General features: G+C 60.9%; 8 protein-coding genes. 1 reads left to right on the top strand and 7 read right to left on the bottom strand.

What is annotated here, in order from left to right:
• Positions 1 to 11: 11 nt before the first annotated feature.
• The gene (locus LB541_RS17275) at positions 12 to 737 is read left to right on the top strand and encodes an OmpA family protein (RefSeq protein WP_318012620.1); all 726 of its coding nucleotides are present in this window, start codon (positions 12 to 14) and stop codon (positions 735 to 737) included.
• Positions 738 to 805: 68 nt separating this feature from the next.
• Here the strand turns inward: LB541_RS17275 and LB541_RS17270 are convergent, their stop codons facing one another.
• The 7 genes from LB541_RS17270 to tagH all read right to left on the bottom strand — a co-directional run bounded on the left by LB541_RS17270 (position 806) and on the right by tagH (position 13474).
• Positions 806 to 3136 (bottom strand): M23 family metallopeptidase, encoded by a 2331-nt coding sequence (locus LB541_RS17270; protein ID WP_224619120.1) that lies wholly within the window; start codon positions 3134 to 3136, stop codon positions 806 to 808.
• Positions 3133 to 3540, bottom strand: coding sequence for a DUF1036 domain-containing protein (locus LB541_RS17265; protein WP_224619119.1), 408 nt, complete (start codon positions 3538 to 3540; stop codon positions 3133 to 3135). The genes LB541_RS17270 and LB541_RS17265 overlap by 4 nt, the downstream gene beginning before the upstream one ends.
• Positions 3541 to 3644: 104 nt before the next feature.
• A complete protein-coding gene (locus tag LB541_RS17260; RefSeq protein WP_224619117.1) occupies positions 3645 to 6071 on the bottom strand; it encodes a serine/threonine-protein kinase in 2427 nt (808 codons plus the stop codon).
• Positions 6071 to 6850 carry a PP2C family protein-serine/threonine phosphatase gene (locus LB541_RS17255; protein ID WP_224619115.1) on the bottom strand — a complete coding sequence of 260 codons (780 nt, stop codon included), beginning with the start codon at positions 6848 to 6850 and terminating at the stop codon, positions 6071 to 6073. The genes LB541_RS17260 and LB541_RS17255 overlap by 1 nt, the downstream gene beginning before the upstream one ends.
• A gap of 158 nt (positions 6851 to 7008) precedes the next feature.
• Positions 7009 to 10563, bottom strand: coding sequence for a type VI secretion system membrane subunit TssM (gene tssM, locus LB541_RS17250; protein WP_224619113.1), 3555 nt, complete (start codon positions 10561 to 10563; stop codon positions 7009 to 7011).
• Between the two features lie 22 nt (positions 10564 to 10585).
• Positions 10586 to 12091: a type VI secretion system protein TssL, long form gene (gene tssL / locus LB541_RS17245; RefSeq protein WP_224619102.1), complete on the bottom strand. Its 1506-nt coding sequence runs from the start codon at positions 12089 to 12091 to the stop codon at positions 10586 to 10588.
• Between the two features lie 333 nt (positions 12092 to 12424).
• Positions 12425 to 13474: a type VI secretion system-associated FHA domain protein TagH gene (gene tagH / locus LB541_RS17240; RefSeq protein ID WP_224619099.1), complete on the bottom strand. Its 1050-nt coding sequence runs from the start codon at positions 13472 to 13474 to the stop codon at positions 12425 to 12427.
• Positions 13475 to 13689 lie beyond the last annotated feature (215 nt).

The raw sequence follows: 13689 nt of genomic DNA, 5'->3' as shown, positions 1-13689 counted from the left end.
GCCCATGGGCCATGAACGCCGCGCTTTCATCGAGGAACTTTGGCCACTCAAGCCTCCGGCACGGCGCGGGTCAAGTCTCAAGCCGTGCCACGGCCAAAACAGTCGCGATGATCGCACCTCCAACGTTTGGCCACAGACAATTGCGCTGGAATTTGATATGCTGGCGGTCGATCAAAATCGGATACTCAAACAGGAGGAGCGCTATGCAGTGGAGTCGTTCAGCCTTTGTGTTGGCGGTCGTGTTTTTCTCGAACCATGCTTCCGCCGATCCGGCTCGGAAATCAGAAGACATCGTGAAGTTTTTTGCCGGCGCAGCCGATCTTGGCAAATCTCGAGGAATTTGTGTCGGTTCCGAAGAGGAGTGCAACAAGAGCAACACCAATGGGCAGCAGGAAGGCAGATCCAACCTCGACATGCTGATCAATTTCGGGCTGGATTCGGCCCAACTCGACGCAACCGCGCGCGCTGAGCTCGAAGAGTTCGCCAAGGCTTTGAAAGACAACCGGCTGAGCACGTTCAACTTCGTCGTCGAAGGCTACACCGATGCGACGGGCACGCTGCGCTACAACGAAGGTCTGTCACAACGAAGAGCGAAATCGGTGGCAGCTTTCCTGACGGCCAGCGGTGTCGAGGCCGCGCGCATCAACGCCGTCGGCATGGGCGAGAAGAACCCTCGCAACGCCAACCCGTACGATCCTGCCAACCGCCGCGTGGAAATGCGGATAAAAACGCAATAACCGTCGAAACTGCGCGGCAAACCGAGGGGGAACCCTTCTGCGCAAGAAACTCATGCCAGACCTGACGCTCAGAGCGTATTTGGGATCGAGCCCATGAGAGCAGTGATGGCCTGTTTGTATTTTTCGAACTCCGGCGACGTCTGACGGATTTCGGTGGTCGTTGTCTGTGACCCGGCGTCGGTTGCCAGATGAGTCAGCTTCTGGCCCATTTTTCTTTCGGCCCAGTCCACCACGTAGCTGGCTGTCTTGCCGGTGAGGAACGGGTTGGCCTGGATGACGGCCGACCCCAGGACAGCGCTCAGCTGCGCCGAACCTGATGCCGACAGAACCTGATGCGCGCCTTCCATTCCAAGGAAATGACAGAGATAGAGCCGGCCGGCCGTGATTTGGTGGCCGCGCTGGCGCAGGTAGGCCTCGCCTTCGCGCGCCAGGTTGCGCACCATCTCTCGCGAGATCGTGGCGTCGTAGCGCAGGGCGAGTAGGTCGTCGGTCGACAGCGTGCGTGCAAGCTCCGGGCGGTAGGTATTCATCATCCTGATCCAGGTCTTGGTTATGAACTGGCCGGCGCCCGTCGCGGAAGAATTAGGATTCTTGGCGCGAGCACTACCGCCACTTTCGACGTGAACGATGCGCTCGGTGAGCGTTTCGACCGCGGAATCGTTCGATGCGACCGCGGTAACCGTGCCCAAGGGGTCGATCGCCTCGCCATTTTGGTAAAGCTCGAAATGCAGGTGAGGGCCGGTCGATAATCCGGTGGTGCCGATATAGCCGATGACGTCGCCTGCCTTGACCTTGGTGCCGACGCCGGCTTCGATTGCAAATTTCTGCATGTGCGCATAACGCGTCTCGCGGCCGTTTTTGTGCAAAATCTTGACCAGATTGCCGTAGCTTCCCCCATCGCCCTGGAAGGTGATCTCGCCATCGAAGGCGGCTGTGATCGGCGTGCCGACGGGTGCCGCCCAATCGACGCCCTTGTGGATGCGCACGGTCCCCAGAATGGGGTGCTTTCGTGGTCCGAAGGTGGAGGTCATGACGCCATTCACCGGCGTGACCATGCCGTTGGTGACTGTCAGCGAGCGTACCTGATCGTCACCTGTAACACACGCAAACTGGCCGTCGCTTTGCTGGAAGACAAAACAGTCGAGGCTTTTCTCGCTCCCCTGCACGCCCACATACAGAACCCGTCTCGCGCCCTCGTCCTTGCCCCTGGGCGTCTGTGAATAGATCATCACCAGACGCTGGTCCTCGCTTGCAAAGGCGTCCAGATCCTGTCCTCTCGAAAGATACATGATCGCCTCGCCGATCACGCCGGTTGGAACATTGTTGCGGGCTGCCGTCGAATAGATGGCGTCGAGCAGACGATACTGTCGTTTATGCGTGCCTTCTTCCTGTGCGCCCGAATAGTTGAACAGATCTTCGCGAACCCAAGGATCAACACCCGACACGAAGGCGCCCGCGCCGTTGCGCGTCAGCGTGCCGACGAACAGGTTCTTGGCGTAGATCGAAACCTGCATCAGGGACATTGCGCTCGTGTCGCGCGTCGGCCTGAACCCTCGCATCGCAACGACGTAACCCGCTGCCAGGCCGTCCCGGTGGAAAAGCGCGCTCAGGGCCTCGCCTGCCAGCTTGGCATCCTGCGCGGAGAAGTGCGCATCCAACGCTACGCTGTCCAGACTGCGATCATTGAGAACCTTCACGAACGTGTCTTCGGTCGCCGCGAATCGCTGGTACTCATTGGTGACGGCTACGACGCTCGTGTTGTTCTCGATCTCGGTCTTCTGGAATGCCGGCAGGGCTGCATCGCCTGCATCGATCGTCTCACCCCATCCGGCTTCGGGATCGTCGCTGTCGGCTTTCTGACCGGAAGCCGCTTCAAGTTCCCTGGCGGGAGGCGAGGGTTGAAGATCGTTCTCCAGATCGCCCGATGGCGCGGCAGCGGTTTTTCGTTGCGCTTGGAAGAATGCGAAATCCTCCTGCGTCGACGGTATCGTCGTCATGAATTTTTCGCTGGCGCTCAGCATGACGTCTGACAGGACTTCGAGCTGGGGAGAAACGTCGGCCTGATCGAGTTCTGCCGGACGCGGGACCACTCGGCCTTTGGTTGCGGCGCCGGCATCTGGCGCAAGGGTGATCCACATCGGGTCCCCCGCCAGATCGATCAGCGCTGGCACGTAGACGGATGCGTCGGCCGGCACATCGTCCGCCCCCTCGACCGCATGCAACTCCTCGTCTTCGTCGCCGAATGACCAATAGTCCGCGGTCAGGTAAAAACCGGCGGCCACGCAAAGCAGCACAGCCGAGGTCAAACCCACCATCAACCTACGCCATAGCGTGCGCCTGCGAAGGGCGGCGCGCGCCTGCTTCTTCTGTCTGAAGCTCGTGTCGATATGGTGTGTCACGGATTGCTTGCGGTCAGGAAGAAGGTCCACCGCACCTGTTCGAGGGTGTCGACTTCCAGAAACCGGGCGGTGATGTGGCCGCGCTGCCAGCATTCGTCACTGCCGCGGATCGAGAAACGTCGCCGTTCGATGCACATTTCGGTCAATCCGGCGAGGATGGCATGACCAAACACGTCAGTTGCATAGATGTAGACGTAGCGGTTGGTCAGTTCCTCCCGGATAACGTTCACGCATTGGTTTGCGCCGATGGTCCACCATCCATCGGTCTGGTCCGCATTGTCGACCTTCTGGCCGACGGCGAGATTGACGACATCGAGTGTCTGATTGCAGACCGTGAACTCGGCTCGCGCTTGGCTGGACAACAGCAGGGCGAGGAGAGCGCCCAAAATGATCGCGAGTTTCATGCGCGCCCTCGGGGCAGATAGGGCTGGAACCGGACCTGCTGCTTTTCGGGCAGGGCAGACCAAGCGGTCAAACACCAGCGGCGGCGTTCCATGCTAGGCCCACGCTATCCGCCGAGCCGGAAATACTTGGCAGTGGCTGAGAACCGAGATCCGTCGGTCTCGACTTCCTCGATGATTTTGGGCAACAGCGCCGAAGCTGGCGTGGGATCGGAGAAGGCAGCCGACTGAATGTCGCGAGGGCCCGTGATCACCAGTATTATCTGCGGCACGGACTTTCCAGCAGCCTTATCGGCCGCGCCGAGACCAATCGGGATCCTGAAGGTCGCCTTGTCCGACCCCGTGACGATGCGGTCGTCGAGATTGAACACCATGCCTTTGTGGTCGATCAGCAGAACGCTGGAGATGAGCCCTCTGCGCGTTACCAATGTACCGCTAATCGGCGTACCGTTCGGCACAGATGTTCGGTCGAGAACAAGCTGCGGCTGGTCGGCCGCGGTCTGTCCCAGAAAGCGCAGAAAATTGGTTACCTCGCATTGGCTTGGCTCAATGAGGCGGACGCTGATGTCTGGCTCGACATGGAATTTTGCCTGGAAATCGCCGAGCATGCGTTCGAATGGCTGGACGGCCGTGCCAAATCCTTCGATTGCGGCGGCCTTGTCGGTAGCAGATGTGACGGCGGCATAGAAACAGTCGCCGCCGCCGAAGGCGCGAACCCAGGCGACGCGTTGAGCGATATCGTCGACCGCCGGGGGGATCGCTGGTTTGGGCACGTTCAACGCTACAACGCGTTGGTTCGGCTGCTTGCCTGTCGGCAACGCAGAAATCTGGCTGTTGCCGTTGGCATCCACCGCTGGACCTGCATTCGATTTCAGTTCCGGGATTGGGGCCGCCGGCGGGCTGGCCCGTGGTTCGGGCTTTTTGGTCTCGACAACCTCCGTCTCAGCCGGCGGCGGAGTTTGGACCGTTTCGGCTTCTGGCGGAGTTGGAGCGGTCGTAGCGGGCGAAGTCGGCTTTTGCCTATCGCCGGCCGTCGTGTCAGGCTGGATTGCCGGCGATGCCCTTTCGGGCGGCGGCGCGTTCGTCGCGATTGGCTTCGGCGGCGCCTCGGTTCGTAGAGGTATGTCGACGGGCTTGGCCGACGGCAGTCTTTGAGCTGCCACAGCATGTGGCTTATCCTCGGCGGGCGGTGTGCCGGCCTGCGTTTCCGGCTGCGCCGGCGGAACAACCTTTGGCGGCTCGGGCGCGTTCGCTACATCCTGCGTAGCGGCGGGCTGTGACGTTTGGGGCGTGGGCTTTGCTGGCTCTGCCGCGGAAAGCGACGTCTTGCCGACAGTCGGCGTCGCGGGCGTCATGACGCCGCCCAGATAAAGGCCGCCTCCAGAGGCCACGGCTAGCGCCGCCAAGGCACAGAGCGCGATCGTTCGGGTCCTTGTGGATTTGCCAGGCACCTCGGCCATGGCCGTACGTGCAGCGCCGAGGGGGGCCGGGCGCGGCGGTCCAGACAAATGCGCGGGCCGCACATGCTGGACGAAGCGCGGCCTACCTGAACCCGTCGCGTCTGCGTCGTCGTGCCGCTCGACCTCATTCTTGCTGGCTGGAGCAGCGGCTTGCCCTATCGGCGGCAAACCCGGCCGAGCGCGGGGCGCGAGGGAAGTCGGCGGGATTGTCTCCTCGTTGTCGTCACGTGTCATCCTGGCGATTTCGGCCATGCTGACGGGCCGGTCTCGCGGATCCGGTTGAAGCATGGCTTCGACAATGCCGCGAAAATCGTCATCGATATCGGAGAGATTGGGCACGGTCCGGCGCTTTTCGATGACTTCGAACTGCGAGCCGCTCATATCGACCGGCTTGCCGCGCAAGGCGGCAACCAATACCAGCCCAAGGCTGTAGATGTCGGACTGCTCTCTGACGTCGCCGCTGTAGAGCCCGAGTTGTTCGGGCGAAACATAGTTGTACTTTCCCGCGAACCTTCCGCCTATCAGGGTCTCTCCGCCCACCGTCGCCGAGCGTGCGATGCCGAAATCGATGATCTTCGCACGGTCAACCCGGTCCCCCGGCAGAATAATGTTATCCGGCGAGAGGTCGCGGTGTATTGCTCCGGCCTGGTGCACGGCGCTTAGACCGGAGGCGAGGCGATGGCACAGCTTTCGTACCTCTCCCGTCGGCATCGCCCCACGTCGCATGATGTCGAACAACGACGCTCCATCGACGAATTCCATGGCGAGGTAGGGACGACCGATCCCCGGATCGATCGTGAAGACGTGATAACGCACGACCGCGTCATGCGACAGGTGGTTCAGGATAGTTGCCTCTTTGCGAAACAGGGACAAGATCGTTTGGTCGCGCGCGAATTCCGGCAAAACGATCTTGATCGCGACGTGGTCGCCGGTCTGGATGTTGTGGCCCCGGTAGACTTCGCCCATGCCCCCGAATGCGATCCGCTCGTCAAGTTCGTAGATACCGCTCAGTTGCGTGCCCACGGCAGTGTTGGCCGCGCCTGGCGATATCCGCGTCTTGTCGTCGGCGCTCATCAGCCCCGCCCCCGCGCTTTGTACAGAGCTGGACGGGGCGACTGGCTATCGTATCCGCCCGCGACCCTGACAAGCACGATGGTCACATTGTCTGTTCCGCCACGCGCCAGAACCGTTTCCAGCAGGTTTTCACACGCCGACTGAGGTGTCGCGGACACTGTCGCAGCCTCGATCTCGGCATCGGTGACATGCGCCGTCAGGCCATCGGTGCTCAGCACAAAGATGTCCCCCGGCAGAATTTCACCTTGCTGGAAATCGATGACAATCTCGTCGCTGACGCCGACTGCCTGCGTGATGACATTGCGGCGCGGCCAGGTGAGCGCTTCGGCTTCGGTGAGCATGCCTTTATCGATGAGTTCCTGAACCTCGGTATGGTCCTTCGATATTTGCGAGATCGAGGCCTCGCGGATCAGATAGACGCGGCTGTCACCAGCCCAGAGGCAGGCGAACCGCCCGTCTATGGCAAGCAGGGCGGCAAAAGTTGAGCCGATCGTTATCCCGCGAGACTGGGAGATGCGGCGGATCTCGGCATTAGCCCTGCTCAGCCTGTCTTCGAAGCGCGCCCGAAGATCCGGTGCGGAGCTGGCAATCCCGATCGTTGCCAGATGATTGACGATACTGGCCGAAGCGACTTCTCCGGCGTCGTGACCACCCATCCCGTCGGCGACCAACCACAGGCCAGCCTGGGGCTCGACCAGGTAGTTGTCTTCATTGAGCTCCCGCACACAGCCTCTGTGGCTCACGCCGAAGCTTTCAATGGGAAGGGCGACATTGTTCAATTTGCCACCAAACGCTTCACCCAGCGTCCTCCGCGACGCGCCTTCGGGCGCGTTCGTGCCACTTTGCCACAGGCTCAAACATTAAAGTATCGAAAACTAAAATATGTGTGTGCCTGGTTTTGCGCTTCTGCGGCTTACTGCCCAGGATCATCTCAATCTCAGAACGCCTTGGGACAGGTGAATCCGGAAAGAGCAGGGAGCAGGAAGGGGTTGGTGCCGGACCCTGTCTGGATCGTGTAGGTCACGTCGCGCCCGCCGATCACGAAGCGGGCCTGCACGCTGCCCTCGTTGCCCGTGATAGCCGCCTTGTTCAGAAGCCGCTTCAAGGCCCACGGCCCTTCAAAGGTGATGGCGGACTGGCGACCCGGCATTTCTGGCGTCAGGCTGAGGCTCGCGGATGGGATAGCCGTACCGGTAGGCCACGTCACCGTGCTCGGCCCATTTCCGGTTTGGTTGCTCTGAACGGTCTGGCCATCGATATCGAGTACGGCCATGTCGGCATCGCCATGCAGCGAGAAGGGTGTGAATGTGACGCTGACGGAGGGTACTGAAGCGCCCGATGGAAAAAAGGCAATGCGGATTTCCGCAGCCAACTGGAAGTCCTTCAAGGTCGATTTCGACAAGTTGCGTCCAAAGCGCGTATCCTGTTTCCAACGCCAGTCCTGGCCGGTCATGTCGATCAGCGAGGCCAGATTTTGTGCAAAGAACCGGTCCATCAGTCCGCCTGGGGCGAACAGCTTCGCGAAATCGGCCATGGCGACGTCCTCGGTGCTGCTCCCGTCGAAGGGGTAACGGCCGTTGATCGCTGCCTCGCAGGGGGCTGTGACCGTCTGGTCGAGTATCTGGTTCAAGTTTGTCACCGAGGTTTCGGCGACGTTACCTTCGAACTCATCTGCCGTCGTGTTGACCATCCGGCCAAGTTGCTTGGGCAGACGCGAGACATTGGCGCGAAGGGTGGCAATCTGTAGCTGCAGATTACCGTTGAGCCGCTCCACCTGCGAAGGAACTTCGGTGGCCAGTCGCAGGCTTTGATAGATGTCGCTGAAGTTCTGGGTTAGTGCGTCGATCGGGCGATGTCCGGCGGGCCCGTTCACCAGGACCTGGAATGATTTGAATCGCGCTTCAATGTTCGCGCCCGGATTCAAGTTCTGTACGTCAGCGGGCTGTGCGCCGGCGCGGATTTGCGATTTGCCGTTGGCTATGTGTATGCCGATACGGGCTAAGCCCTTGGCTAATTCTGCGGCGCTGCGTTGCTGGTTTTGAGCCGCGGATTCTGTCTCGGCGCCAGGACCGTCACCTGGGTCCCGTGTCAGCGCCGTCTCGTTGGCGATCGCCGAAAACAGCCGCTTTATCGGCGAATTGGGGGAGGCAGCGGCTGAAAGCGCGGTGTAGTGCGGCTTGTCTGTCAGCATCGCCTTGAATTTCAACTGGTCGAGAACGCTGTTCCACGCGACGGCGAACGCCTTGCCGTAGCGATCGAGAAGTTCGGGGCCGAGCCTGAGCAATTGCTGATCGATGTCGCCTTGCTCTCCGCCACCACCGAGAACCCACTGCTCGTCGACGAGCATCTGCGCAATGCGCGAGAGTTGGGCAAGGTAGAACCTGTTGAAGCCGGAACTGGTGTAGAGACCGGGAACACGAAGGTCCGCCAGCTCGCTGCCATCGATACGTTCGAACAGCAGTTGGGCTTCGGGACCACCTTGCTGGGAAACGGAGAAGTCATCCAGCGCCGCCGCGTAGATCGCCGACTTGATCAAAGCGGTCGCTCGATCGGCAAGGCTCATGCGCTCGAGAGAGCGTTGTGCGGCTTCAACAAGGGGCTGGTTCAGTTCGAAAACGGGGTCATAGGCGTCGTCCAAGGCGAGCATGGCGCGCAGGTGCTTTTCGAGGTGCGCTCGTCCCTCGCGGTTGTTTTCGCCCGGGTATCGGTTCTGTTCCCAATCCTGCTTCATCCAGGAAACGATCAGCGCGTCATCGACCTTCGGCGCCTTGCCACCAAGCATGAGGTAGATTTTCAACGGCTCGTAGAGTGCGGCGGGATCGCCCATCTTGGCTTGGATCGTTCGCTCGGCCTGGATCAGCAGGCGCGAGCGCAACATGCGTTCCAGGCCTTTCCGATAAGCGGTCCGGGACGCGGAAAGAAGTCTTTCCCGCTGACTGAGGCCGAACGTCTCCCCGATCGGTGTCGCTAACTCAGCGGCTTCGAACCCGGCCGGCAGGTCGCGCAACTGGTCGAGCGGGCCGATGACGTTTTCAAGGTCGACATCGGTAACCGTGGCCGCCTTGAGCAGCGTTTCCGCCGTCGCGCGATATTGGCCCATGGCAACCGTTGCGGACGCGATCAGCGAGCGGTTGGCCGCGAAGCTCAGAGCGAGCGTACCGAGTGCGGCAGCAGCGATCAGCGCTATCGCACCGAGGCCGCCAAATCTGGCCACCGCCGCCCGCCTCGCAGCTGATTTATCATACGAAACCCATCCCGATTCGGCAAAAATGACGTCCGTCAGCAGATCATGCAAAAAGAAGCTTTTGCCGGTTCCGGAAAGATGCGGGCGGGAATTGCCGCCGAAATTGCGGCCGATTGCGCCCAGCACCTGATCGATGGGCGTTCCCTCTTGCGTGCCTGACGAAAAATAGAGTCCACGCAGGCTGGCGTTCACCTGGCTGCGGGACGGATCGAATAGACCGGCGACAAAACTGGTTATGCGCCCCCTCAGCGCGCCGAACTGAGCCGGAAAGCCGAAGATGGAGATGCGCGTGACCGGATCAGCCTCTTCCTGGAGGCGGTCGGCCATCTCGTCCGCGAGTCGTTCCGCCAGCCCATCGAGTTCGGCAGGAGCCGCGGCGGCCATGTTCCTATCGCGCTCCGCCGTCTGGAATGTCGTGCCCCATACCTTGCGTCTGCGCGCCTCGTCGAAACCGCCGAAATAATCCGTGAACCCTGAAACCAGATCGGCCTTGGTGAAAAGCAGATAGACGGGAAACTGGATCTTCAGCGTCTCGTGAATTTCTCTCAGGCGGCTGCGTATCTCGACGATGTGGGCATCAAGCTGCTGATCATCGAAGCTCATCACATCGGCAAGGCTGATGGCCAGGATGACGCCGTTTATCGGTTGTCTGGTGCGGTACCTCTTGAGTAGTGACAGGAATGCGAGCCAACTCTTCTTGTCAATCTCGGGATTGGAGTCCTGCGTCGTATAGCGTCCTGCGGTGTCGATCAGCACGGCCTGATCGGTAAACCACCAGTCGCAGGCACGTGTTCCGCCAACACCGACCACCGGTTGGGCGTCCCCCGAACCGGCAAGCGGAAAATTCAGGCCTGAATTGACCAGGGCCGTCGTCTTGCCGGCACCCGGCGGGCCGATGACAACGTACCAGGGGATCTCATAGAGAAAGTTGCGCTTGCCGCTCGACCGTTTGAGCGCCGCCACGGCCTCGTTCATCCGCGCTTCGAGCACCCGAGAATCGTCATCGCGGTCGTCATTGTGCGCAACGACGGCTTCGAGCGCTTTTTGCGCCTTCCTCGCTTTCCAGAAACGCAGCGCGTAAAAAAGCGCCAGCAGCGCGAGGATCACACCAATGATCGTCGCGCGCAGCCACCCAGGTCCGAGCGGCCGGATGTCGGCGAAGCGGATCAATGGCCCGCCAAACCACACTGCCGCGGCGAAGCCGGCCAGCGCGATCACGCTGAATATCCGCAACAGCCAACGCGTCATGGGTGGTTCCAGCGGGCCGTGCTCACAGTGTTTCCTCCCTGGGGATCATCACATCGACACGGCGGTTCTTGGCGCGGCCATCCGGTGTCGCATTGTCGGCGATTGGCTCGTCCTCGCCCTTGCCCTCGACCGTCAGTCGCGAGGGATCGCTGAATTTCACTGCCATCAACACTTCGACTGCCTTCGCCCGGGCGACGGAAAGGTCGAAGTTGGATTTGAACGCGCTCGACTTTCGTGGTTTCACATTGTCCGTGTGGCCGACGATCCGGATTGGTCCAGGCTCGTGTTCCAGAGCCGCGGCGATGTCGGTGGCAATGGGCTGGAATTCCGGCCTCGCCTCGGCCCTGCCGGACTGGAACAGCAGGAGATTGTTGATCTCCACGACGATGAAGTCGCCCTTGGTGCCGATGGTCAGCCCGCCGCCTTCGAGATCCTTGGCCAATGCCGCACGAATACGATCAATCTGCGCGGTGGCCGCTGGTGGGGTGACTTTCGCCGGCTCAGCCAACGGCGCCACGCCGGCGCGTTCTATGACGACTGGTGTTAATGGGTCGAGCGCCAGCAATTCACCCGCGACCGCCTCACCTTCATTGGTGATGAAGACCCGCAACGCGAAGAACGCCGCTGTCAGCAACGCGGTCGCCGCTGCCGCGACGACCCAAAGCGGCAGGCGGGCGGAGGACTGCGCCATCGCCGCCGCTAGGCCCTGCCAATGCGGCGAGATGTCTCCACCGGAACGCGGCCTGAAATAGCGAAGCGTCTCGTAAACGTCGCGACGAACGCGTTCGAGATTGTTGTCTTGTCGCGTCACGCCTCGATACTGGCCTTCGAAACCCAGCGACAGGCAGGCATGCATCAGTTCGAGCAGATCGTAGTGTTTTTCGGGACTGGCCAGGATCTTGTTCAGCGCTTCGTAGAAGCCGGTGCCGGTGGTCCCGAGGTGAAAGAATTGCCGCAGCATCCCGTGTGGCGCCCAGGCGTCATTCCTGGGCCAGGGCAGGTTACCGATGAGATCGTCGGCGGTTTCGCAGAGGGCGAATTTCGCAATCCGGGCATCCTCTTCGGCAACGCCTGACTTCTCAACTATCCGGTCGAATTTCTCAATCGCCTCGGTGATATGTTGCGCCAATGGCGCCGCCTGTCTTTCAACGGGCAAGAGCCTGAGCTGTCCGAGCAGCATCAGCAAAGGTGCCGCCGCGGCGAGAATGGGATTTGCCGCGGCGTATTTGATGCCGCTCCCGGCGTTGAATAGGCTTTCCTGCTCGATGCCTGTCCTCGGCGCAGTCCCAGCAGAGCCTGTCGGCGCCCCAACATCGCCGGGGCCACCTTGATAAATCACGGTTCCGGATGCCCAGCCTGGCGACCGCCCGCCGCCTGGATCGAACACCGTCGAATCCTTGATTGGAGAGGACTGGCCTCTGTCCGCGACGGGCAGCTCGGGAATTAGCGTCGATTTTTGCTTGCTCCGCGGATTTGCGCGAATGACCGTCTTGCCCGCCGGGCCGAAGGGGTCGTCCTTCGAACTCATCGCAGATCGTCCGTGCAGGCGGGGCGCCGGCGATGGGGTGAGACGGGCGCAGAACGGTTTCCGGCCAGGTAAAGGAAAGGCAGCCGCTGCCGGCCGTGGCAATGGCTAGAAGATGCTATCACGCAGTGACATGACATTTGCCGCAGACCCTCAGCTCAATGAGTCTTACCCGCTTGGCGAACTGTCTTATGCGATCGTAATCTCAGAAATCGTCGATTGGAACCGGACGCCGGGCGTCAGCGAGACTTTTCTTCGCCGACTGCCGTGCCATGCATTTTTGGCCATATGCTTTTTGGCCATACGTTTCCCGGGGCCGTGCCTTCCTGGGACCTCCTATTTCTGCTTGCCGGCCTTGGCGTAGGCCTCGCTGAAATAGGCCAGGAATATATCAAGCATGCCGTTTTCATGTGCCTCCTCCATGGTCCGCCATGTCGCGACATAGACGTCCCAGGCTTGGCTCTTCTTCTTCGTAAACGAGGTAGGCGGGAGTTTCCTGCCGATCGCCTCGGGCGACAGGTCGTCAAGCAGCCGGGAGAGCGCGGTTTGCATCGCGGTATAAGTGGCAAACTCGTGAGTCTTGAGATCGCGGAATGCATCTTCGATGCTGCGCCTGGCATCAAGATAGCCGGTCCTGCGCCGGGCGAACATGATTTCCAGGATGTCGTCGGTTCCTGGAACGAACTTCATCGGATTGTTGTCGGCGGCGCTGATCATCGTTCGCTGTGTGCTTTTGGCCAACATTTTCGCGGCCGCGCGTGCTTTCAGCAGCAGGGTCAGCTCCTCGACCACGTCCCGCAAGACCGCGCCGATTTCGGCGGCAACTTCATGGGGGTCGCGCGATTGAAGCAATTCCGGCGAAATGCCGGCTGCGATCGCGATCTCCCGCAGCACCTCGTCCCTGGTTGAGGGCAGGGCGGGCGACGGGAATGTCGGCGCGGAAATGCGCTGTGCCGACCGTTGCTGCGCGGGCTCGAAGAAAGGCCCATCTCCGAACTCCAGCGGCCGGCCTGTCGCGACCGGCGTTTCCCGCTGTGTCGAATCGCGGCTGGGGTGGTCTGCCGTGGCGCGCTCTTCTTCGACCGATACCAAGACGACATAGCGGCCGATCAGCATCCGGTCGCCATCGACCAGCCGATGCGGGCCACTCATGCGCTGGCTCGATCCATTGATGAAGGTCCCGTTGCGCGAGATGTCGTACAGCCAGAACGCGCCCGCCTCGTATCGAACCTCGCAGTGCCGACCCGAGATGAATTTGTCGGGGTCGGGCAAGGTCCAGTCACAAGCATCGCGCCCGATTTCGAAGCCGCTATCACGCGCCACGTAGCTGGTCGAGGTGCCAGCGAGCAGGGCGTCGACATTGTTGATCCGCAGACTGATGTACATCCAAGATCGCCGTCGATCGTTGATCGATACTCCAACATTCTAGCAGCTTGCAGGCAAAACAGGACAGCGGCGTTTCAAGCCGACGAGTCGAGGGGTAAGATTCTGTCGCCCGCCCGTCCTCTTTGGTCAGCGGGAAAACATGTGGTAGGCTAAGCATGGCCTGGCGTGGCGGATTTGGAAAGTTCCTGAACGTAACACCGCTAATGACACCGTTG

Origin of the sequence: Mesorhizobium sp. BR1-1-15 (assembly GCF_020165475.1) — a bacterium.
Lineage (GTDB): Bacteria > Pseudomonadota > Alphaproteobacteria > Rhizobiales > Rhizobiaceae > Mesorhizobium.
This window is presented reverse-complemented; position numbering and strand designations above follow the sequence as displayed.

Bases quoted from the DNA above. Each gene is read 5' to 3' on its own strand.
- LB541_RS17275 (WP_318012620.1), top strand. From the start codon at position 12: ATGAACGCCGCGCTTTCATCGAGGAACTTTGGCCACTCAAGCCTCCGG.
- LB541_RS17265 (WP_224619119.1), bottom strand. From the start codon at position 3,540: ATGAAACTCGCGATCATTTTGGGCGCTCTCCTCGCCCTGCTGTTGTCC.
- LB541_RS17260 (WP_224619117.1), bottom strand. From the start codon at position 6,071: ATGAGCGCCGACGACAAGACGCGGATATCGCCAGGCGCGGCCAACACT.
- tssM (WP_224619113.1), bottom strand. From the start codon at position 10,563: ATGACGCGTTGGCTGTTGCGGATATTCAGCGTGATCGCGCTGGCCGGC.
- tssL (WP_224619102.1), bottom strand. From the start codon at position 12,091: ATGAGTTCGAAGGACGACCCCTTCGGCCCGGCGGGCAAGACGGTCATT.
- tagH (WP_224619099.1), bottom strand. From the start codon at position 13,474: ATGTACATCAGTCTGCGGATCAACAATGTCGACGCCCTGCTCGCTGGC.